General features: G+C 70.5%; 16 protein-coding genes and 2 pseudogenes. 9 read left to right on the top strand and 9 right to left on the bottom strand.

The annotated features are described in order from the left end of the window. Positions 1-136: 136 nt before the first annotated feature. From AC4BEG_RS10050 to AC4BEG_RS10040, 3 genes and pseudogenes are all read right to left on the bottom strand, one after another. On the bottom strand, positions 137-2998 hold the full coding sequence (locus AC4BEG_RS10050; RefSeq protein WP_490705542.1) for a helix-turn-helix transcriptional regulator: 2862 nt from the start codon (positions 2996-2998) through the stop codon (positions 137-139). A 272-nt stretch (positions 2999-3270) separates the two neighbouring features. Continuing rightward, the gene (locus AC4BEG_RS10045) at positions 3271-3651 is read right to left on the bottom strand and encodes a VOC family protein (protein ID WP_490705541.1); all 381 of its coding nucleotides are present in this window, start codon (positions 3649-3651) and stop codon (positions 3271-3273) included. A gap of 664 nt (positions 3652-4315) precedes the next feature. After that, positions 4316-4516 (bottom strand): annotated as a pseudogene (locus tag AC4BEG_RS10040) (MvdC/MvdD family ATP grasp protein); the annotation flags it as partial. Positions 4517-5054: 538 nt separating this feature from the next. On the opposite strand from AC4BEG_RS10040, the gene AC4BEG_RS10035 reads away from it, so the two are divergent. After that, positions 5055-5288, top strand: coding sequence for a hypothetical protein (locus AC4BEG_RS10035; RefSeq protein ID WP_490705540.1), 234 nt, complete (start codon positions 5055-5057; stop codon positions 5286-5288). Here the strand turns inward: AC4BEG_RS10035 and AC4BEG_RS10030 are convergent. After that, a complete protein-coding gene (locus AC4BEG_RS10030; RefSeq protein ID WP_490705539.1) occupies positions 5285-6184 on the bottom strand; it encodes a carbohydrate ABC transporter permease in 900 nt (299 codons plus the stop codon). The genes AC4BEG_RS10035 and AC4BEG_RS10030 overlap by 4 nt on opposite strands. A gap of 5 nt (positions 6185-6189) precedes the next feature. Next, entirely contained in the window at positions 6190-7548 is a 1359-nt protein-coding gene (locus tag AC4BEG_RS10025) for an ABC transporter substrate-binding protein (protein ID WP_490707043.1), read from the bottom strand. A gap of 279 nt (positions 7549-7827) precedes the next feature. On the opposite strand from AC4BEG_RS10025, the pseudogene AC4BEG_RS10020 reads away from it, so the two are divergent. The 7 genes and pseudogenes from AC4BEG_RS10020 to AC4BEG_RS09990 form a co-directional block, all read left to right on the top strand. Beyond that, positions 7828-8121 (top strand): annotated as a pseudogene (locus tag AC4BEG_RS10020) (urease subunit gamma); the annotation flags it as partial. A gap of 180 nt (positions 8122-8301) precedes the next feature. Continuing rightward, positions 8302-8595: an urease subunit beta gene (locus AC4BEG_RS10015; protein ID WP_490707042.1), complete on the top strand. Its 294-nt coding sequence runs from the start codon at positions 8302-8304 to the stop codon at positions 8593-8595. Then, positions 8592-10568, top strand: a complete 1977-nt coding sequence (ureC, locus tag AC4BEG_RS10010; protein ID WP_490705538.1) for an urease subunit alpha — start codon at positions 8592-8594, stop codon at positions 10566-10568. Before AC4BEG_RS10015 ends, ureC begins: the two co-directional genes overlap by 4 nt. 133 nt (positions 10569-10701) lie before the next feature. After that, positions 10702-11376, top strand: coding sequence for an urease accessory protein UreF (locus AC4BEG_RS10005; RefSeq protein WP_490705537.1), 675 nt, complete (start codon positions 10702-10704; stop codon positions 11374-11376). 26 nt (positions 11377-11402) lie between these two features. Continuing rightward, positions 11403-12098: an urease accessory protein UreG gene (gene ureG, locus AC4BEG_RS10000; protein WP_490705536.1), complete on the top strand. Its 696-nt coding sequence runs from the start codon at positions 11403-11405 to the stop codon at positions 12096-12098. Beyond that, complete coding sequence (locus AC4BEG_RS09995) at positions 12095-12937, top strand: urease accessory protein UreD (RefSeq protein ID WP_490705535.1); 843 nt, start codon at positions 12095-12097, stop codon at positions 12935-12937. The genes ureG and AC4BEG_RS09995 overlap by 4 nt, the downstream gene beginning before the upstream one ends. A 24-nt stretch (positions 12938-12961) precedes the next feature. Beyond that, on the top strand, positions 12962-13273 hold the full coding sequence (locus AC4BEG_RS09990; protein ID WP_490705534.1) for a DUF3817 domain-containing protein: 312 nt from the start codon (positions 12962-12964) through the stop codon (positions 13271-13273). Here the strand turns inward: AC4BEG_RS09990 and AC4BEG_RS09985 are convergent. Then, on the bottom strand, positions 13158-13856 hold the full coding sequence (locus AC4BEG_RS09985) for a response regulator (RefSeq protein WP_490705533.1): 699 nt from the start codon (positions 13854-13856) through the stop codon (positions 13158-13160). The two genes, AC4BEG_RS09990 and AC4BEG_RS09985, sit on opposite strands and share 116 nt — an antisense overlap. Positions 13857-14017: 161 nt before the next feature. Then, positions 14018-15634, bottom strand: a complete 1617-nt coding sequence (locus AC4BEG_RS09980; RefSeq protein ID WP_490705532.1) for a sensor histidine kinase — start codon at positions 15632-15634, stop codon at positions 14018-14020. Positions 15635-15798: 164 nt separating this feature from the next. Between AC4BEG_RS09980 and AC4BEG_RS09975 the strand changes: the two genes are divergently transcribed. Beyond that, a complete protein-coding gene (locus AC4BEG_RS09975) occupies positions 15799-17250 on the top strand; it encodes a cation:dicarboxylate symporter family transporter (RefSeq protein ID WP_490705531.1) in 1452 nt (483 codons plus the stop codon). A gap of 113 nt (positions 17251-17363) precedes the next feature. Here the strand turns inward: AC4BEG_RS09975 and glgB are convergent, their stop codons facing one another. Both glgB and AC4BEG_RS09965 read right to left on the bottom strand, forming a co-directional pair. Then, on the bottom strand, positions 17364-19556 hold the full coding sequence (gene glgB / locus AC4BEG_RS09970) for a 1,4-alpha-glucan branching enzyme (RefSeq protein WP_490707041.1): 2193 nt from the start codon (positions 19554-19556) through the stop codon (positions 17364-17366). 332 nt (positions 19557-19888) lie between these two features. Then, positions 19889-21430 (bottom strand): maltokinase N-terminal cap-like domain-containing protein, encoded by a 1542-nt coding sequence (locus AC4BEG_RS09965; protein WP_490705530.1) that lies wholly within the window; start codon positions 21428-21430, stop codon positions 19889-19891. Between the last annotated feature and the right edge of the window lie 265 nt (positions 21431-21695).

Raw genomic sequence — 21695 nt, 5'->3', positions numbered from 1 at the left:
CGCAAGAACAGCGGCAGCGTTTCATGATGCGGGCGCCGGTACATCCGTCAACTGATGGAGATATCGAAGTTCCGGCCGATGCCGGAGCAGTCGTGCCACAGTCGTGGCGAAACCCCTTCCGTAACGGAAGACGTGGTCACTCTCGCGGATCGCTCCGGTGGGAATTCTGCCGACGGATGACCTCCGTTGCGAGTTCCACCCGTGAGGCCATGCCCAGCTTCTTGAGTATGTGCGACACATGGGTGCTGACGGTACGTCGCGAGATGGACATGAGGACGCCGATCTCGGGGTTGGAGTACCCGCCTGCGACATGGTGGGCGACGGAGCGTTCGGTGGGGGTCAGCGCGTTCCACCCGTGACGCTCGCCGTTGCGCCGTCTGCGGCTGGTCCGGTCCGCGGCGGCGGCACGAACCCGGGATGCCGCGCGCGTCGCGTCCCACACCGCGCCCTGTCGCGCATAGATGCCCAGTGCGCGTTCGAGGAGCTCCCGTGCATCGAGGGCCCTTTGACGGTGCGCCAGCAACTCGGCCGCGTCGACACAGGCGTGCGCCTCGTCGAGGGGGCGGGGGGCGTCGTGGTAACAGCGGGCCGCTTCCAGGAGCAGATCCGGATCCCGGGCCAGCAGCCCCAGGCAGCGGTAGGCATCTCCGAGATGATGCGGGGCACCGCTGTGGTCGGCCCGCCGCTGCGCCGCCCGGGCGAACCGCCGCGCGCGCCCGGTGTCGCCCTGATCCAGTGCCAACCGGACGAGGTGCGGGGCGAGAAGGCCCAGGACGACAGGTCCGGGAAGGTGACCGACGCCGTGCTCGACACCGTCCACCAGCCGCGCGTAGGCGCCTTCGCTGTCGCCGTGCACCTCATCCCACAGGGCACTGGCGCGCAGCGGCAGGTACTCGAAGAACCAGGCGACCGATCCGGGGTGGAGCACCGTGTCCTTGCCGACCGTCGGGGCCGCGCCGGACGTCTCACCGCGGTGCGCGGCGATCAGCGTGGCGATCGCCCGCAGCATACGGGGCATCCCGAAAGGTTCGGCGCAGTCGAGCCCGAGCTCGACTTCCGCCAGGGCGTCGTCCCAGCGGCCGGTGTGGAAGGCGAGCAGTGCCCGGGAAAGGTGGTACCAGGGAAGGAAGACCCCGCCGATGTGGTCCGTCACGTGCCGGGCGACGGCCAGGGCGGTCTCCGCGTCGTGGCCACGATCGAGTTCGATGGCGCAGTGGGCGAGGGTGAGTTGCAGCCCCGCCCAGTGGGCCGGATGCAGGTCCTCCCGCGCGCGTCGCGCGGCCTGCCGAGCCAGGTCGAGTGCGCCAGGGCCCGGCGATGCGAGGAAGCGCGTGACCGCCAAGGTGTGCAGGGCGTAGGCCAGGGCCTGGGCGTCGCCCTGTTCCTGGGCCGCCTGCCGGGTGGTCTGTGCAACCGCCTCGGCCTCCGGTATCTGACCCAGGAGGAGCAGGCACACCGAGCTGAACGCCCGGAACCGGATCCCGTCGACGGTGGACGTGTGCGCGCTGTCGCACGCCGCTCGGGCGTCCGCGAGCGCGCGGTCGGGCAGACCGCGCGCCAGTGCGGCCTGGACCATGAGCCAGCGGATGCGGCTCTCCGCATCGGGGGCACGGCTCCGGGCGAGGAGCTGCCGGGCGTTCTCCTCGGCCTCCGCCAAGCGACCGCAGGACAGCTGCGCGGTGACCCAGTGCAAGCGCAGGAGTACGTGACGGCCCTCACCCGGGTCCTTCAGCGCCACGACTCTGTCCAGCAGTTGGAGGGCCAGTGCCGGAGCGCGCACCGTGAGGCACGGGGCGGACCCCAGCAGCCACGTGATGAGGAATCCGTCGGAGGTCGCCGCAGCGTCCAGCAGGTGTTGCGCGACGTGTTCAGGGGGTGCGCCGTCACTGGCCAGAGCCTGCGCCGTCGTCAGGTGGAGCAGGGCGCGCACCGGGCCGGGAAGTGCGTCGTACAGGGCATGACGGAGGAGGGAGTGGCGGAATACGAGCCGGTCGTCGGCGTCCCGCAGCACCCCGGCCGCCTGGGCCTCCAGGACGACGCGGACGACGTCATGTGCCGGCTTCCCGAGGACCGCCGCGAGTTCGCTGATCGTGAAGGTCTCCCCCATCACGGCGGCGGCCTTCACGGCGTGCAGCACCTCGTCGCTCAGATAACTCAGTCGGTGCGTGATCAGTACGGTGCGAGGCGGCAGGGAGCAGGACGTCGGGACCTCCGCGATCCCCCCGCGGGACTCGATCACGCCCTCTCGTGCGAGGGCGTGCGCCAACTCCAGTACGTACAACGGGTTTCCCGCCGCCCCGTCGGCCAGGTGCCGCAGCCTGGGGCCGGGCTGACCACCACACTCCTCCGCCAGGAGGGCGGCCACCGCCGCGGGGCCCAGCGGCGCCAACTCCACCACGGTCCGGTTGCCGGCGCCCAGCCCCCGGGCGAGCTGCTCCACCTCCTTGACCCGGGGCCACGGCCGGAAGGCGCAGACGATCTGAAGAGGCATCTGGTGAACAGCCGTCAGCAAGCGGTCCAGGACCCGCAGGCTCGCGGCGTCAGCCCACTGGAGGTCGTCCAGGAACAGCGCCAACGGATGCCGCGCGCACATCTCGTCCACCAGGTCCAGCAGCGCCTGCACCGTGACGAGGTCCGTCTGCATCCCCGCACTCCTCGCACCCGGCGCCCCGTCCCCTTGGACGTCAACGCGCCGTGGAGGGGCACCACCCCGCGCCCGCACTGCCTCCATGGCACTGCCATCCACCCCCAAACACCGGGCGATCACGGCGAACGGATGCGCCTGTTGTGACGCGTGCGCCGTCCCGTACCGGACGTGCATCCCCAGACCTCCGGCCCGCAGCGCCGTCTGCTCCAGCAGCGCTGTTTTGCCCAGGCCCGCCTCACCGACGACGAACACCGCCTGCCCTTCGGAGGCGACCGCTCGCGCCATTAACCGCGCCAGGTGCGCCTCCTCTTCCTCGCGGCCGAAGAGTGTGTGCCGCGTGGGACGGACCATGCCTCACCTCTAGGAGCTGTCCTCAACCAGAACGGACACGGCCCGACGCGCACGTCTGCACCGCCGTGTCCCCGCACATGGGAATCGCGTCAGGGCTGCCGCACGCCGGGATTGCTGCACGCCGCCGGCCGCCGCGCCCGACGGCAGATGTGGTCCTCGGCCATGCACACTCCTCGGCCCGGCCGCCGGCTCAGCTGTGGCATGCACGCAAGCCGTTGGAGCAGCGAAAGCACCGAGGTCCCCGACAGGGGCCGTCCCTGAGCGCCGACGGCTCACTCCGTCGCGTGTGCCCTCTTGCGGTGCTCGTTGAGGTCATGGACCTGGCCGTCCGGGCCGCGGAAGAAACGGTGGGCGTAGCCGTTGTCGAGCCGGTGGGTGGCGCCGAGGAGTTCGCCCCTGCTGGAGGCCAGTTCGGCGGAGGCGACCTCGATGTCCTCGGCGCGGAAGCCGAACACGATCCCTTGGTGGTGGCCGAGCGGCGGAGTGCCGTCTTGGGCGTACACCTCCAGGATGCCGCCGTTGTCCTGCGGGAAGCGCGCGAGACCGGGGAACTCGGCCATAGTGGTGGTGCCGAAGGTCTCCTTGAAGAGCGCCACCCTCTCGGCGAGCTGGTCGGTGACGATCGCGTTCCAGGTGATGCCTAGGGTCTTCATCTTCTGCGGCTGTCCTTACGTCGTTCAGGAGACGCTGGGGGGTGCGGCCTGAGAGGTGAGGGGTCCGGACGCCTGCATCGGGCTCAGTTCGGTGACCCGGCGGCGTGGTGTGCAGTGGAAGGTGGTCGGTGCGCCCACGTCGGCAAACGCCGTGCGGGCTCGACGCGGCGCAGTGACGGACCGACTGGCCTGCGCAGCCTTCGCGGCCTCCGCCGACTCATCGCGTGAGCGCCATGGAGGCCGACCGGCTTCCCGGCGAGGCCCTTCCGGTGACCATGAGGTGTCCTCGGCTGTCGTTCTCACCCGGGCGGCGGCCACCACCCGGGTCCCGTCAGTATCCGGTCAGCCACCCGCGCAGTCATCGGTCCGTACGAGGAATTCCGCCGCTCGTCTTCCTCTCCCTGTCGCAACACCGCACGGCCCGTTCCTCACGCACAAGGGCCATTCGGCCGGACGGAGTTGGCTGCGCAGCCGAGCTGGCGCCGCCGGCGTGGGTGCCCAGCACCCGGTTAAACCGCGACGAACGCCCTGGCCTCCGCCAGCACCGCGAGCCGGTCCCATAACGGTTCGTCGCCCGCCGTCGCGAGGGCGTCGGCAGTACCCCGTTGGCGCGCATGCACAGCATGGCCGACTCGATGCCGCGGACCACGGGCTCATGAAGTGGGGCGTGCGCGGCGGGGCGGCCGGGTCTGCGTACCCATATCGAGCGCAGTCCGTTCATGCTCACCACCCGGTCACCGTTCGACAGATGACCGTGGAAGTCGCCCTTGACGTACTCCGCTGACAGGCTGACCTGGCCAGGGTGATCGGCAGGGTCCAGGCGTACCACCAGGACGCCCAGGTTGTGCAGGGCCGATACCACCATGTCCGCGGCCACGTCCTCGGCGCAGGTCAGGCGTCCGGTGGGATCTCAGGCCGGGTGAGGGTTCAGCCGAACGCGTTGACCCAGTCCGCCGGAACCTCAATGCCGTCGCGGGCGCCCCTTACAGTGGCGCCGAGCAGCGTGCCGTCCGGTGCCTGCTGTGGCCCGCACGGCGCAAGTGGGTCCCCCACTCCTGCCCGACGGTGGAATGATGTGCTGCCGCGTGCCGGGGGGGCAGGATTCGGCGGCCCGGCAACGTGGTGTTCGCTTCTCGAACGCCGAGCACGCTAGAGGGACCTCGCGTTCGGGCACAAGGTCTTCACACTGGAGTCGAGCGAACTCGTGGCGGCTGTAGTCGAGTTCGGGATGGTTAAGGGTGACATACCTGATAAGGGGACACCGGATGTGTGTGTTGTGTGTCGGCAATCACCTTCCGTCCGGCACCTGCTCCGCCGCCTGGGCCCCGGCTATGCTGACCCCTCCGGTTGCGCGTTCGAACGAGTGCGCTGCTCGGTGACCTAGGGAAAGGCATGGTGGACGCGTGGCCAAGCCCGTGCGTGCGGCTATCGGGGACGAGTGGATCACCTGCATGTACTGCAAGGGCGATCTGTTCCGGGACCGCAAGGTGAAACTCAACAGCACCGGGGCCGAGTTCATGAACCTCGCCTGGGCGAATGAGTCGGCCACCGGGCTGATCTGCTGGAACTGCGGCTACGTCCACCTCTTCGCCAACCCGGATATCGACCTGTACAAGGTCAAGAAGGGCGAGTTCTAGACCTCCTCCCTCATCAGCCGCAGATAGACCAGCGAGAACAGCGCACCCACCAGCAGCAACAGCAGGGCCACCGCCGTGCCGTAGCCGATGAGCGCCTTGTTGAACGCCTGGTCGTACATGAAGACCGGGAGGGTCTGGCTGCGGTTGCCGGGGCCGCCGCGGGTCATGGCCCAGATGAGGCCGAACACCGACAGCGTCTGCAAGGTGTTCAGCATCAGATTGGTGCCGATGGAGCGGCGGATCATCGGCAGGGTGATGTGCCAGAAGCGGCTGAGCCCGCCCGCGCCGTCGACCTCCGCCGCCTCCGTGATCTCCTTGGGGATCTCGGAGAGCGCGGCGGAGTAGACGAGCATCGAAAACGCCGTGCCCCGCCAGACGTTGGCGAAGGACACGGCGAGGATCGGCAGGGTGTAGAGCCAGTTCTGCGACGGCAGGCCCACCGCGTCCAGGACCGCGTTCAGCGTGCCCTCGCGGCGGAAGAACGCGTACAGCAGAAAGCCCGCCACGATCTCGGGAAGCACCCAGGCCGCGATGACGACCGAGCCGGTGAATGTGCGCACCGGCTTGGACGCGCGCTGCATGAGGGCGGCCAGGGCCAGACCCAGGGTGTTCTGGCCGAGAAACGAGGAGATGAAGGTGAAGACGAGGGTGAGGACGACCGCGTTGCGGAAGTCGTCGTCGCCGAAGGCGCGCCGGAAGTTGTCGAGGCCGACGAAGTCCGTGGTGGACGCGCCGGTGAGCTGCATATTGGTGAAGGCGATATAGACGCAGTAGCCGATCGGCCCGCCGAGGAAGAGCAGCAGCAGGACGGTGGCGGGGGCGAGCGGGAGCCAGCGCAGGGGGCGGTGGCGGCGCCGTACCAGAACCGGCGCCGCCACCTTGGTCGCGGTGGTCATCGGGCTCAGCCCTTGCCGACCGTGGCGCCGTCGGCGATGGATTTCATCTGGTCCGTATACGCCCCGGCGGCCTCGCGCGGTGAGGCGTCGCCCGTGGTGACCGCCTCCATCGCCTCGCCGATGGCGGAGGACACCTGAGGGTAGACGGGGAGGGCCGGGCGGTAGTGGGTGTACTTCACCAGGCCGGTGAAGAAGGTGATGCCGGGCATGGACGTCAGATACCCGGGGTCCTTCGCCACATCCTTGCGCACCGCGATCTGCGCGCCGACGACGTCCCACCGCACCGCGTTCTTCCTGGTCTGGAGCTGCTGGATGAACTTCCAGGCCAGATCGGGGTTCTTGGACTTGGCGGTGATCGACCACGTCCAGCCGCCGGACATGCTGACCTTGCCCGGCGCCTGGCCGGTCCGGGTGGGCATCGGGGCCTGGCCGAGGGTTTCGGCCCACTCGGGCCACGGTTTGCCGCCGGTCTTCAGCCAGTTCTGGCCGAGCCAGGAGCCGTCCAGGGCGATGGCCAGCTTGCCTTCGGGCAGCCATTCGCTGAAGACGGTGGTGCCGACGTTGGGGTCGAGCGCGTCGGAGGTGTCGGGGCCCAGCTTCTCGGAGTAGACGGTGCGGAGGAAGGACAGGGACTGCTCGAAGCCCTTGTGCCCGACGACCCACTTCTTCGCCCCCGGGTCGTAGAGGGGGTCCTCGCCGGTGCCGTACAGCAGCATCTCGAACCCCTGCATCACGGAGGTCTCACCGGGTGCCTTGCCGGTGTAGACGTTGAGCGGGGTGACACCGGGGACCTTCTTCTTGATGGTGCGGGCGGCCTCGAGGATCTCGTTCCAGTTCTTGGGTGCCCAGTCCTCCGGCAGCCCGGCCTTGGCGAAGAGCTTCTTGTTGAACCACAGTCCGCGGGTGTCGGTGCCGTCCGGGACGCCGTACGTCTTGCCGTCCTCGGCCCTGGCCGCGTTCTTCGCGGTGCCGACGAACTGGTCCCAGGTCTTCCACGTGGCCAGATAGCCGTCCAGGGGGCGCAGATAGCCCGCTTTGATATCGGAGTTGATCCGGAAGGTGTCCTCGTAGACCAGATCGGGTGCGGTCCGTGGCGACCGCATCATCTGCTGGATCTTGGTGGCGTAGTCGTTGTCTTGTGCCTGGATCGGGACCAGCTTGACCTTCTTGCCGGGGTTCGCCTTCTCGAACTGCTTCTTCACCGCGGCGAGATGGTTGTCCTTGAAGCGGATCTTGTTGTCCGTGGAACGGTTGTAGGCGACCTTGATGGTGTCCGGGTCGCTTCCCGAGCCACCGCCGCAGGCGGTGAGTGCCGCGGTGGCGACGAGGGCGGCGGAGAGGATCAGTGGAGCGGTGGGGCGCACGAGCACGACCTCCTTGCACTGGCCTCGATGGGCTGGCGCGCCGACCGTACGGTCGGCCTCATCGCAGGGTCAATCCCCTTGGCCAGGAGGGCACTTGATCGAACACCGATACGCGGGCGGCGGTGTTCACCCGATCGGGTGCCTGACCATTGTTCTCTGCATGTAGTCGACTTCTCCGGTGATGCTCAAAGGAGCGCCTGGAGTCATCCGCAGGACGTCTTCCGCGGCCTTCGGCATGCCCGGCCGCACACACTGTCCGATCAAGCGAAACGGCACCTTGTGCATTTGACTCCACATGAGCAGGAGCGGTTGCTGATCCACGTGGCCGCGGACGTGGCGCAGCGACGCCGCGACCGAGGAATTCTCCTCAACTATCCCGAGGTGATGGCCCTGTTGACGGTGCACGTCTTCGAGGAGGCGCGCGCCGGCAGGACGGTCAGCGACATCATGGACTCCGGTCGGCAACTGATCAGCCGCGACGAGGTCATGGAAGGCGTCCCGGAGATGATCACCTACGTGCAGGCGGAGGCCACCTTCCCGGACGGCACCAAGCTGGTCACCCTCCACGACCCGTTCCCCGAAGCCACCCGCGAACCCGATGTCCACCCGGGCAAGATCGAGCACCCCCAGCCGCCGCGCACGCCGGACTGCCCGGTCGACCGCGGCGACAACAACGGCAGAACCTCGTCCTCGTGCTGTGACACGTGCGAGGACGCGGCGTCCTGGCACAAGGCGATCGAGTTCAACAAGGGTGTGCAGGCAGACGCCAAGAGGATCAAGGTGAAGAACACCTCGGACCGTCCCATCCAGGTCGGTTCCCACTATCACTTCGCCGAAGTCAACCCCGGGCTGCGGGAGGTCCTCGCCGGGGCGCCGCCGACGTACCGCGATCTCCAGGACTGCGATGAAGCACAGGGGCGGCGGCTGAACATCGCCGCGGGGACGTCCGTGCGTTTCGAGCCGGGCGACGAGTGCTGCGTCGAACTGGTGGAAATCCAGGGGGAGCCGACGGAGATCAAGGGACTGCGCACGGGGGTGAACCAGTGAGCAGCAGCGGGAGCACGCGAAAGAGCAATGTGCTGAAGCGGGCCGACTACACCGCTCTGTACGGGCCCACCACCGAGGACCGCGTCCGCTTGGCCGACACCGCGCTGACCCTTGAGATCGAGGCGGACTGGAGCGGCGGTCCGGAGCACAGCGGCCACGAGATGCTCTTCGGCGGCGGAAAGGTGATCCGCGAGTCGATGGGCATGTCTCATATCCCCCGGGACGGGGGCCATGAGGATCAGAGGCCCGTGGACACGGTCATCACAGGTGCGCTGATCCTCGACTGGTGGGGTGTGGTCAAGGCCGACGTCGGTATCCGCGACGGAAAGATCTTCGCCATCGGCAAGGCGTACAACCCCGAGACGATGAAAAAGATCCCCGACGACGCGTTCGAGAAGCCGCGCCGCAGGTCCCAGGACGATCAGCCGCCGGTGACACCGACGAACTTCGTGGTCGGCCCGTGCACCGAGGTCATCTCCGGCAATGGGCGCATCCTCACCGCGGGCGGCGTGGACACCCATGTCCACTTCATCTGTCCCGAGCAGATCCACGAGGCTCTCGCCTCGGGAGTGACCACCCTCATCGGCGGCGGCACCGGGCCCGCCGAGGGCAGTACGGCCACCACGGTCACCCCGGGCGCGTGGCACATCCCCCGGATGTTCGAGAGCCTGGACGAGTACCCCGTCAACATCGGCCTGCTCGGCAAGGGCAGCACGGTGAACGAGGAAGCCCTCGACGAACAGGTCGATGCCGGCGTCATCGGCTTCAAGATCCATGAGGACTGGGGTGCCACGCCCGCCGTGATCGACGCGGCGCTGACCGTGTGCGAGAAACGTGGAGTCCAGCTGGCCCTGCACGCCGACTCGTTGAACGAATCCGGTTTCCTGGAAGACACCCGCAAAGCCTTCGAGGACGACGAGGGCAAGAAGCGCTCGATTCACATCTTCCATGTCGAGGGTGCCGGTGGCGGCCACGCTCCGGACATGATCGAGCTGGTCAAAGAGGTCAACGTGCTTCCCGCTTCGACCAATCCGACCCGCCCCTTGACGGTGAACACCGTCAAGGAGCACATCGACATGATGGTGGTGTGCCACCACCTCAACCCGGACATCCCGGCGGACATGGCCTTCGCCGACTCCCGCATCCGGCCGTCCACCATGGCCGCGGAAGACCTGCTCCACGACATGGGCGCCATCTCGATGATGTCCTCCGATGCCCAGGCGATGGGACGGATCGGCGAGATGATCATGCGTACCTGGCAGACCGCGCACGTCATGAAATGCCGCTACGGCTCGCTGGAGAAGGACCTCGAATATGCGAAGGTCCGCCTGCTCAAGGACGACACGGGCGACCACGCGTACAACCCGGACATGGTCACGCCGAACGACAATTACCGGGCCCGCCGCTACGTTGCCAAATACACCATCAACCCGGCGATCACACAGGGCATCGACAAGCACGTCGGTTCCGTGGAGACGGCGAAGCTCGCGGACCTGGTGCTGTGGGAGCCGAAATTCTTCGGCGTCAAGACGCACATGATCCTCAAGGGTGGACAGCTCGCGTACGCGCAGGTCGGTGACGCCAACGCGTCGATCCCGACGCCGCAGCCCTATCTGCCCCGGGCGGTCTGGGGCGCCACCGGCCGGGCCACGAAGAACAACTCGCTCAACTTCGTGGCGCCCGACCCCGAGCAGCCCGACGGCACAGTCACGGCAGTGGCTGACGACCTCAACGGCAGGCTCGGCCTCGACAAGACGTTTGTGCCGATCGACAGCACCCGGGGTGTCACCAAGGACCATATGAAGCTGAACGACAGGTGGGACGACTTCACGCTCGAAGTCGACCACAACAGCTTCGAGGTCACCATCGGCGGTGCGACCACGACGGACGCCCGCACGGAACTCGACGGCAAGACCGTACCGCGGACCTTCGCGGATGAACTGCCCATGGCACAGCGGTACTTCCTCTTCTGACGGCGCATCGCGTCCGGGCCCTGCCCGGCCGACGACGACGTCACCGCGGCCGTGGCGTGGGCGGGCATCCGCGCCCGCCCGCGCCACGCACACGCTCCGACCCGAAGCCCCCGTGAAAGGCAGCCGCGCGCCCGTGAGCCGTACCGCACTGATCCTGCTGGCCGACGGCCGCTTCCCCGCCGGCGGGCACGCCCACTCCGGCGGCGTCGAGGCCGCGATCGCCCACGCCGCCGTACACGACAGCGACACCCTCGAAGCATTCTGCCGCGGGCGTCTGCACACCACCGGTCTGACCACGGCCGGTCTGGCCGCCGCGGCCGCCGCCGGTTGCGACCCGCTGCCGCTGGACGACGCCGCCGACGCACGCACCCCCGTCCCCGCGCTGCGCGCCGTGGCCCGCAGGCTGGGCCGGCAGATGATGCGCGCGGCACGCGCCGCCTTCCCGTCCGCCGAACTCGACCGGCTGGCCGCCGAGCGCCCTCGGGGTGCTCATCAGCCCGTCGTCCTGGGCCTCGCGGCTCGGGCCGCCGGGCTCGCTCCGGTGGACGCCGCCCACGCCGCGGCGTACGAGACCGTCAGCGGCCCGGCCACCGCGGCCGTGCGGCTGCTCAGCCTCGACCCGCTCGACGCCTCGCGGCTGCTGGCGCGCCTCAGCGCGGAGACCGACACCGTCGCCGTGGCCGCCGCCGACGCGGCGGCCCGCGTCGCGACCGAGGGCTTTGACGCCCTTCCAGCCGCGTCCTCGCCGCTGCTGGACATCACCGCAGCACAGCACGCCGCCTGGACCGTGCGGCTGTTCGCCTCCTGAACCCACCCCTGTCTCCCGGAGATTCCATGCACCTCGATCACCCCGCGACCATGCCCCACCGCCACACCTACAGCGCCGAGCCGCTGCGCGCAGATGGCAGCCGCCGTGCCTTCCGCGTCGGACTGGGCGGCCCGGTCGGCTCCGGCAAGACCGCGAGCGTCGCCGCGCTCTGCCGCACCCTGCGCGACGACCTCTCGCTCGCCGTCGTCACCAACGACATCTACACGCGCGAGGACGCCGCATTCCTGCTGCGCGAGGCGGTGCTGCCACCCGAGCGGATCACCGCGGTGGAGACCGGAGCCTGCCCCCACACCGCGATCCGGGACGACATCTCCGCCAACCTGGAGGCCGTCGAACACTTCGACGAGACCCTCCACCCCCTCGACCTCGTGCTCATCGAGTCCGGTGGCGACAACCTCACCGCCACCTTCTCCAAGGGTCTCGTCGACGTACAGATCTTCGTCATCGACGTGGCAAGCGGTGACGACATCCCCCGCAAGGGAGGCCCCGGCATCACCACCGCCGACCTCCTCGTCGTCAACAAGACCGACCTCGCCCCGCACGTCGGCGCCGACCTCGCCTCCATGGCCGCCGACGCCGAACGGCAACGCGGCGACCGTCCTGTCGTCTTCACCAGCCTCACCTCCGACGACGGCATCCGTGAGATCGCCGACTGGGTCACCGGCCACCTCACACGGTGGCGCGCGGAGGCTGCCGCATGAGCCGTGGCAACCAACTCACCGGAGCCGAGGCCCGGTTCGAAACGGCCGGCAGCGAGGAGCCCACCGGACACCCGCACGGTGTGCGTGCCACCGCTCGCATCCGTGCCACGTACAACGGACGCGTCACCACGCTTCCGCACCTGCGCAGCGACGGCCCGTTCCACCTACGACGCATGCGCACCGGCGGGAGGGCCGCCACGGTGGGAATCATCGGCGCGATGAGCGCCCCGCTCGGCGGCGACCGACTCACTCTGGACATCACCGCCGAAGACCGGGCCGAACTGGAGGTCACCACGGCCGCCGCCACACTTGCCCTGCACGGTCCCACCACCGCCCCGGCCACCTACGACGTACGGCTGACCGCCGGGGAACACGCCACCCTGCGCTGGCTGCCACAGCCACTGATCAGCGCCGCCGGCAGCAACCTGCGGCAGACCTGCACGGTCAGCCTCGCCGCCACCTCACGACTGCTGCTGCGAGAGGAACAACTCCTGGGCAGGGCCGACGAGGAGCCGGGCCACCTCGTCAGCCGCATTCGGGTCCACCACGCCGGACGCCCGCTGCTCGACCAGCACACCGCCTACGGGGACCCCGAACCCGGATGGGACGGCCCCGCGGTCCTGGGCGGCCACCGCGCGGTCGGACAACTCCTCATCGTGGACCCGCATATGGACGTCCAGCGGGATCCCGTCCTGCTCCGCGAAGGGACCAAGGACGGCTGTGCCGTGCTCGCTCCTCTGGCCGGCGGCCCGGCACTGCTCGCCACCGCCCTCGCGCCGACCTCCTCGGCTCTGCGGGAGCTGCTCGACAAGGCACTCGCACACGCCCTCGGAGCATAGGGGAACGGTCAGCCGCCCTCGGATGTGCGGGAGGGCTTGACGTTCATACCCGTGCTGAGCGGTTTCGCCCTGTTGTTCTACCTGGTCACCGCCTTCGTCACGGCCTCCAGGCTCAGGGTGTCCAAGGGGACGAAGCTGCTGGTGCGCGTGGCGGCCTGGGTTCCGGTGGGCTCCTTCGTGGCCGAGCGCAAGCTGACCCGTACGCCCGGTCGGTCCCTCCTCAGCCCTCGCTCAGCCAGCGGTAGAGGAGTTCGGGGCGGCCGATCTGGCCGTAGTGGGGGGTGCGGGCGGCGCGGCCCGCTTCCACCAGGTGTTCCAGGTAACGGCGCGCGGTGATACGGGAGATGCCCACTTCCTCGGCGGTGGCCGCGGCGGAGATGCCGTCCTCGGCGCCGCGCAGGGCGTCGGTGACCGCCTGGAGGGTGGCCTGTGTCAGCCCCTTCGGCATCGCGGCGGGCCGGGGCGCCCGCAGGGCGGCGAGGGCGCGGTCGACCTCGTCCTGGCCGCTGGCCTCGCCCGCGGTCGCCCGGAACTGGGCGTAGCGCAGCAGACGGTCCCGGAGGGTGGAGAAGGTGAACGGTTTCAGCACGTACTGCACGACGCCGAGCGAGACACCGTCGCGGACCACGGCGAGGTCGCGGGCCGAGGTGACCGCGATGACATCCGCGCCGTGCCCGGCCGCGCGCAGCGCCCGCACCAGCTGGAGGCCGTGGCCGTCGGGCAGGTAGAGGTCCAGGAGCAGGAGGTCGGCGGGGGTCCGCTCCAGGAGCCGCTGGGCGTCCCCGCCGGTGCGGGCGGTGCCGACGACGGTGAATCCGGGGACGCGCTCGACGTACATGCGGTGCGCGTCCGCCGCGACGGGGTCGTCCTCGACGACGAGCACCCGGATCTGCGCCGGGTTCGCCTGCGGCGGGCTCATGGGACGGACTCCTCTCGGGGGCGCGGGGGGTGGCGGCGGATGGCGAGCTCGAGCTAAGGGCTCCAATTTACGGAGCGTAATTGACCGGGGCCAGGGTCCGGACCCCGGAGTCCACCGGCTGGACGGGGCCCGCGTGCGTGCGTACGGGGCCGGGCCGTACCTCAGCCGACCGCGGACGCCGCCAGCGGCAGGCTGACCGTGAATTCCGCGCCGCCGCCCTCCGCCGCCGACACCCGCACCGTGCCCGCGTTGCGGTGGACCGCCTGCTGGACGAGGGCCAGGCCCAGCCCCCGGCCCGCGGACTTGGTGCTCCAGCCGCGGCGGAAGACCTCCTCGGCCGCCGACGGGTCCAGACCGTCCCCGGTGTCGGCGACGCGCAGCGTCAGCTCGCCGTCGGCCGCGCGGGCGGTGACCGTCACACGGGCGCTGCGGGCCGCGCCGCTGCCCACGCCCTCGGCCGCGGCGTCCGTCGCGTTGTCGAGGAGGTTGCCGAGGATGGTCACCAGGTCGCGGGCGGGCAGACCGGGCGGCAGGACGCCGTCGTCGATCCGGCTGTCCGGGGCGAGGACGAGTTCGACGCCGCGTTCGCTGGCCTGGGCCGCCTTGCCCAGCAGCAGGGCGGCGAGCACCGGTTCGGCGACGGCGGCGACCACCTGGTCGGTCAGTGCCTGGGCCAGCTCCAGTTCGGCCGTGGCGAACTCCACCGCCTCATCGGCCCGGCCCAGCTCGATCAGCGAGACGACGGCGTGCAGCCGGTTGGCCGCCTCGTGCGCCTGGGAGCGCAGGGCCTCGGCGAAGCCGCGGACGGAGTCCAGTTCGCCGGAGAGCGCCTGGAGCTCGGTGTGGTCACGCAGGGTGACCATGGTGCCGCGCCGCTCACCGCTGCTCACCGGGGAGGTGTTGACGACCAGCACCCGCTGCGCGGTCAGATGCAGCTCGTCCACGCGCGGCTCGGTGGCCAGCAGGGCGCCGGTCAGCGCCGGGGGCAGGCCCAGCTCGGTGACGTAGGCGCCGACCGCGTCGCCGGACAGCCCCAGCAGCTCCCGTCCGCCGTCGTTGATCAGGGCGATCCGCCGCCGTCCGTCGAGCATCAGCAGCCCCTCGCGCACGGCGTGCAGGGCGGCCTCGTGGTAGTCGTGCATCCGGCTCAGCTCGGTGGCGTTCATCCCGTGCGTATGGCGGCGCAGCCGGGCGTTGATGACGTACGCGGCCGCTCCGCCGACCGCGAGGGCGGCGAGCGCGACCCCGAGCAGGGCGAGCAGTTGGCCGCGCACCTCGGCGCTGATGGTGTCCACCGTGATGCCCGCGCTGACCAGTGCGGTGATCCGGCCCCCGGCGGTCGCGTCGCGGACCGGGGCGACCACGCGCACCGAGGGGCCGAGGGTGCCGGTGTAGGTCTCGGGGAAGATCCGCCCGTGCAGCGCGGGCCGGATGTGGCCGAGGTACCGGGCGCCGATCTGCTTCGGGTCGGGGTGGGTCCAGCGGATACCGCGGGTGTCCATGATCGTCACAAAGGTGACCCCGGTGTCCCGGCGGACCTTCTCGGCATACGGCTGGAGCCGGGCGCTGGGGTCATCGGACCGTACGGCCTCGGCCACCGCGGGGGAGGCGGCGATGGCGGCCGCGGCGGCGGTGGCCTGGCGGCGGGCGGCCACCTCCGCCTGCCGTCCGTCGGTCACGTACGCGAAGACGGCGCATCCGGCCACCAGGGCGGCCACCAGCACGACCTGCATCGCGAAGAGCTGGCCGGCCAGGCTCCGGGGGCGGGGCACGCGCATGCCCATCAGTCTGCACAGGTGCCCGTGCGTGAACGAAATGAACGGAAGGGTGACCCCCATCACAGGGTGGGGCATAGTCGCCGGGACCGTTCAAGGCGGTGTGCGAGCCGCACACGGTACAGCGCCGGGACAGTTGGACGGCACATACAGAAGGAGGCAGCACCGTGGCTGCGCAGACCTCGCCGACCGGACCGGGAAGCGCCGAGCCCAAGGGGGCGAATCCCAGCGGGACGCATCCCAAGGGGGCGAAGAAGGAAAGGATTCACTACCTCTACCTCGCCGTGATCGGCGCGGTGGCGCTCGGCATCATGGTGGGCTTCGCGGCTCCCGGGGTGGCGGTGGAGCTGAAGCCCATCGGTACCGGCTTTGTGAATCTGATCAAGATGCTGATCTCGCCGATCATCTTCTGCACGATCGTGCTGGGCATCGGCTCGGTACGGAAGGCCGCGAAGGTCGGTGCGGTCGGCGGGCTCGCGCTCGGCTACTTCATGCTGATGTCGACCGTCGCCCTGGCCATAGGGCTGGTCGTCGGGAACATACTCGAGCCCGGCAGCGGGCTGCATATGAGTCATGCGGCAGCGGAGGCCGGGCAGAGCCAGGCGAAGGGTGCGAGCGAGTCCACGGCGGACTTCCTGCTCGGCATCATCCCCACCACCCTCGTCTCCGCCTTCACCTCGGAGAAGGTGCTCCAGACCCTCTTCGTGGCCCTGCTGGTGGGCTTTGCGCTCCAGGCCCTGGGCAAGGCGGGCGAGCCGGTGCTGCGCGGTGTCGGCCACATCCAGCAACTGGTGTTCAAACTGCTGTCGATGGTCATGTGGGCGGCACCCGTGGGCGCCTTCGGCGCCATCGCGGCGGTGGTCGGCGAGACCGGTCTCGACGCGCTCAAGGCGCTCGCCGTCATCATGGTCGGCTTCTATGTCACCTGCGCCCTGTTCGTGGTGGTTGTCCTCGGCACCCTGCTGCGGCTGGTCGCGGGGGTGAATCTGTTCCTGCTGCTGAATTATCTGGCGCGGGAGTTCCTGCTGATCCTGTCGACCTCGTCGTCGGAGTCCGCGCTGCCGCTGCTGATCGCCAAGATGGAGCACGCGGGCGTCAGCCGCCCGGTCGTCGGCATCACCGTGCCCACCGGCTACTCCTTCAACCTGGACGGCACGGCGATCTATCTGACCATGTCCTCGCTGTTCATCGCCGAGGCGATGGGCAACCCGCTCTCGATCGGCCAGCAGATCTCCCTGCTGGTGTTCATGATCGTGGCGTCGAAGGGCGCGGCCGGTGTTACCGGCGCGGGCATGGCGACCCTGGCGGGCGGCCTCCAGTCGCACCGGCCGGAACTGGTGGACGGCGTCGGCCTGATCGTCGGTATCGACCGCTTCATGAGCGAGGCCCGTGCGCTGACCAACTTCGCGGGCAACGCGGTCGCCACCGTCCTCGTCGGCACCTGGACCAAGGAGATCGACAAGGATCGGATGCGGGAAGTCCTCGCCGGACGGCTGCCGTTCGACAGCGAGGCCTTCGCCCTGAACGGCGGTGGCCACGGCACCGCGCACACCGGCTCCGAAGCCGGTGTTCCCGAGCAGCGCGGCGGCGACACGGCGAAGGAGCAGGTGCCCGCATAGGTCCTGTCCGCTGGACAGGGCCTGAGGCCCGCCCGTCCCGCTTCCGTAACGCCCGCGCGGCCGCGGCCCTGCCCTCCTGAATCGGGGCAGGGCCGCAGGCGTGGGTAAGCCGTCTACGCCGGCCGTAGCCAGACCGTGGCCAGCGGGGGCAGTACGGCCAGGACGCTGGCCGGGCGGCCGTGCCAGGCGGTGGCCTCCGCCTTCAGCGGTTCCGGGTTGGTCACCCCGCTGCCGCCGAAGCGCTCCTGGTCGGTGTTGAGCACCTCGTACCACTCCGCCGTCCCGCCGGGCACCCCGATGCGGTACGAGTAACGGACGACCGGCGAGAAGTTGCTGATGGCCAGCAGCGGCGCGCCCTCGGCGTCGAAGCGCAGGAAGGCGAACACATTGTCCTCGCGCGCGTCCCCCTCGACCCAGGAGAAACCCTCCGGGTCGGTGTCCCGCTGCCACAGCGGGGGCGTGGCCGTGTAGACCCGGTTCAGCTCGCGCACCAGATCCCGTACGCCCCGGTGGTCGGCCTCCGCGGAGTACGAGGGGTCCAGCAGCCACCAGTCCGGGCCGTGGCCTTCCGACCACTCCGCCCCCTGCGCGAACTCCTGCCCCATGAAGAGCAGTTGCTTGCCCGGATGAGCCCACATGAAGCCCAGGTACGCACGGTGGTTGGCCCGCTGCTGCCACCAGTCGCCCGGCATCTTGGACACCAGGGCGCCCTTGCCGTGCACCACCTCGTCGTGCGAGATGGGCAGCACGTAGTTCTCGCTGTAGGCGTACACCATCGAGAACGTCATCTCGTGGTGGTGGTACTTGCGGTGCACCGGCTCGTGCGCCACGTAGCCCAGCGAGTCGTGCATCCAGCCCATGTTCCACTTCAGCCCGAAGCCGAGGCCGCCGAAACCGCCCGCGCCCACATGGTGGGTGGCGCGGGTGACCCCGTCCCAGGCGGTGGACTCCTCGGCGATGGTGAGCACGCCGGGACAGCGGCGGTAGACGGTGGCGTTCATCTCCTGGAGGAACGCCACGGCGTCCAGGTTCTCGCGGCCGCCGTGCGCGTTGGGCGTCCACTGGCCCGGCTCACGGGAGTAGTCGAGGTAGAGCATCGAGGCCACGGCGTCCACCCGCAGTCCGTCGATATGGAACTCCTCGCACCAGTAGACCGCGTTGGCCACCAGGAAGTTGCGCACCTCGGTGCGGCCGTAGTCGAACTCCAGCGTGCCCCAGTCGGGATGCGCGGCCCGCCGCGGGTCGGCGGGCTCGTACAGCGGGCGGCCGTCGAACTCGGCCAGCGCCCAGTCGTCCCGCGGGAAGTGTGCGGGCACCCAGTCCGCCAGGACACCGATACCCGCCTGGTGCAGGGCGTCCACCAGGTACTTGAAGTCGTCGGGGGTGCCCAGCCGCGCGGTGGGCGCGTAGAAACCGGTGACCTGGTAGCCCCATGAGCCGCCGAACGGATGCTCGGCCACCGGCATCAGCTCGACATGGGTGAAGCCGAGGTCCTTGACATAGGCGGGCAGTTGCTCGGCGAGTTGCCGGTACGTCAACCCCGGCCGCCAGGACGGCAGATGTACCTCGTACACCGAGAACGGGGACTCGTGCACCCGCTGCCCCTGGCGGCGGGCCATCCAGATCCGGTCGTTCCACTGGTGGTGCGAGACGTGCACCACCGAGGCGGTGGCGGGCGGGCACTCGGTGCGCCGGGCCATCGGGTCGGCGCGTACGGTGTGGCTGCCGTCGGGCCGGGTGATCTGGAACTTGTACAGCGCGCCTTCGCCGACACCGGGCAGGAACAGCTCCCACACCCCGCTGCCGCCCAGCGAGCGCATCGGGAAGGCGGTGCCGTCCCAGTAGGTGAAGTCCCCGGTGATCCGCACCCCGAGCGCGTTCGGTGCCCACACGGTGAACCGGGTTCCGGACACGCCCTGATGGGTCATCGGATGCGCGCCCAGCGCCCGCCACAGCTCCTCGTGGCGGCCCTCGCCGATCAGATGCAGATCGAGTTCGCCGAGGGCGGGGAGGAAGCGGTAGGGGTCCTCCAGCTCCAGTTCGGCGCCCTCGTACGCGACCAGCAGCCGGTAGTCGGGGATCTCCGTCAGCGGCAGCACACCGGAGAACAGCCCGTCGCCCTCGGAGCGCAGCCGCACCCGCAGCCCGGTGGCGGTCACGGTCACCGAGCGGGCGTACGGCCGCAGCGCCCGGATGAGCACGCCGCCGCGCACGGGGTGGGCGCCGAGCAGGGCGTGCGGGTCGTGGTGGGCCCCGCTGAGCAGCCGCCGCCGGTCGTCGTCGCCGAGGGTGGGCGCGGGCCGCACTCCGTGGTCGTCGGCGGCGGGCTCGGGATCCGGGCCGGGGGCGGGGCCGGTGGCCGGGCGTCCGGTGACGGGCCGTCGGCCCCCGGCCGGATCCGCGGCCCGTTCCGCCGCGTCCGCACCGGTCGCTTCCCCCGCTTCTGCCGCTTCTGCCGCGGCGTCGCGTCGCTCGGCGCGCGGTACGGGAGGGGAGCCGTAGGAGACACGGGACCCGGAGCGATGCGGGCTGCCGAAGGTCGGCGGGACCGCCGGGACGGTGGTGCCGCCGGTGGCGGCGGGGTCCTGGCCCGGCCCCTTGCCGGACAGCGGCTGCGGACGGGACGGCGGACGTGCGGTCACGGGGAGGTCCTCCCGGAGGTGTCGGCGGCGAGGCGCCGGATCGCGGACATGGGGATGGGCAGCCAGTCGGGGCGGTGCCGGGCCTCGTACAGGACTTCGTAGACGGCCTTGTCGGTCTCGTGGGCGCGCAGCAGCTCCGGCTCGTCGCGCGGATCGCTGCCCGACGCCTCCGCGTAGCCCGCGCAGTACGCGGCGCGGGTGCGCCCGGCCCACTCCTGGGGGTTCTCGTGGCGGCCCACGGCCGCCGCGTAGTCGAACGAGCGGAGCATGCCCGCGATGTCGCGCACCGGCGGCTGCGGACGGCGGCGCTCGCTCAGCGGACGGGACGGTTCGCCCTCGAAGTCGATCAGCGACCAGCGGCCGCCGCCCCCGCCCGGGGCCGCCGCCGTCAGCAGCGCCTGGCCGAGGTGCAGATCGCCGTGGATGCGCTGGGCGCACCAGGTGCGGCCCGCGCGGCCGAGCGCGGCGAGGTTCTCGTAGGCCTTGTGCAGCGCGGCGCGGTAGGGCTGGAGCGCGGGCACGGCGGACGCGGCCGAGTCGAGACGTTCGCTCATGGCGGCGGCGAGATGGTCGATCTGACGTCGGCGCAGTACCGAGGTGGGCAGCGCGCGGGCCATCGCGAGATGCACCTCGGCGGTGGCGTGGCCGAGCGCACGGGCGGCGTCGGTGAAGTCGGCCCGTACGGCCAGGGCGTCCAGTGCCAGCCGCCAGCCGTCGGCGGAGCCCGCCAGATACGGCTGGAGCACCCCGAGGGTGAACGGCTCCGGGCGGGGCCCGGCGCCCTCGGCGGGCGGGGCGGCCTCGAACCAGGCGGCGGGCGCGGGCACCCGGGCGCAGTCGGTGCGGGCGAGAGCGAGCGGAAGCTCCAGATCGGGATTGGTGCCGGGGCTGACCCGCCGGAAGAGCTTGAGAATAAACGTATCGCCATAGACCACCGAGGAGTTGGACTGCTCGGCGGTCATCAGCCGCGGGGCGAGGACGGAGGGGATGACGGTGGCCGGTTCACGGACGAAGCGCAGCGGCCCCAGCCGGCCCGGCACCCGCAGCCGCTCCAGCAACAGGGCGGCGAGCCGGGGATCGGACAGCGCCTCGTACAGGGTGCGCCCGTCCAGCGGTCCGCCCTCCGGGCGTCCGACCAGCGCCGGGGCCAGCGGCGGCGGCAGCGCGGAGCGCACCCCCAGCAGGATCTGGTAGCAGTCGCTGGCCGCCGCGCCGCGCCGGTGGCCGCAGCCGTATCCGTGCCGGTGGCCGGGCGGCTCCGGCTGCTGGGCGCGGATCAGCAGATGGAGCAGTCCGGGGGTGGCGCCGCCCGCCGCACAGGACAGCAGCTCGGTGGCGGACACGAGCGCGAAGCCGGTGACCGGGCGCCCCTTGCCCGCGAACCAGCGCTGCCGGGGCAGCCACTCGGCGAGCAGCGGCGCGAGCGAGGCGAGCAGCCCGCCCCCGTCACCCGGTACGGGGACGGCGGACGAGGGCTGGGCCCGCGGTACGGCGGTCGGCGGGTGATGGGCCCCCCGGGAGAATGGAGCTTCCGGCATGGCGTCGCGTCCTTTCCCCGGGCACACGACAGATCAGGGCAAAGTGTCCCGGATTGCGGCATTGACTGTGCGACGGTGCGGGACGTGTCGGGCGAGGATCGTCCGTACGGTACGTACGGGGTGCGCGATCGGCTCCGCCAGTGGCGGGCCCGGCGTCCCTCTTCACAGGGGGCGGCGGGTCCGTAGGACAGAGTGCCCATGACGGGGTGTCGAAAACGCCCGTACGCGCCCACGGGGGACGCGTACGGGCGGTGCCGCCGTGATC

This window comes from Streptomyces sp. JLBJ103 (assembly GCF_058215575.1).
Note: the sequence above shows the minus strand (reverse complement) of the source record. Positions and strands in the feature narration are given on the sequence as shown.

What these genes read in the sequence shown, in the direction of transcription:
- AC4BEG_RS10050 (WP_490705542.1), bottom strand. Translation starts at nt 2,998, where the DNA reads ATGGTCCGTCCCACGCGGCACACACTCTTCGGCCGCGAGGAAGAGGAG.
- AC4BEG_RS10045 (WP_490705541.1), bottom strand. Translation starts at nt 3,651, where the DNA reads ATGAAGACCCTAGGCATCACCTGGAACGCGATCGTCACCGACCAGCTC.
- AC4BEG_RS10030 (WP_490705539.1), bottom strand. Translation starts at nt 6,184, where the DNA reads ATGACCACCGCGACCAAGGTGGCGGCGCCGGTTCTGGTACGGCGCCGC.
- ureG (WP_490705536.1), top strand. Translation starts at nt 11,403, where the DNA reads ATGCACCTCGATCACCCCGCGACCATGCCCCACCGCCACACCTACAGC.
- AC4BEG_RS09995 (WP_490705535.1), top strand. Translation starts at nt 12,095, where the DNA reads ATGAGCCGTGGCAACCAACTCACCGGAGCCGAGGCCCGGTTCGAAACG.
- AC4BEG_RS09985 (WP_490705533.1), bottom strand. Translation starts at nt 13,856, where the DNA reads ATGAGCCCGCCGCAGGCGAACCCGGCGCAGATCCGGGTGCTCGTCGTC.
- AC4BEG_RS09980 (WP_490705532.1), bottom strand. Translation starts at nt 15,634, where the DNA reads ATGCGCGTGCCCCGCCCCCGGAGCCTGGCCGGCCAGCTCTTCGCGATG.
- AC4BEG_RS09965 (WP_490705530.1), bottom strand. Translation starts at nt 21,430, where the DNA reads ATGCCGGAAGCTCCATTCTCCCGGGGGGCCCATCACCCGCCGACCGCC.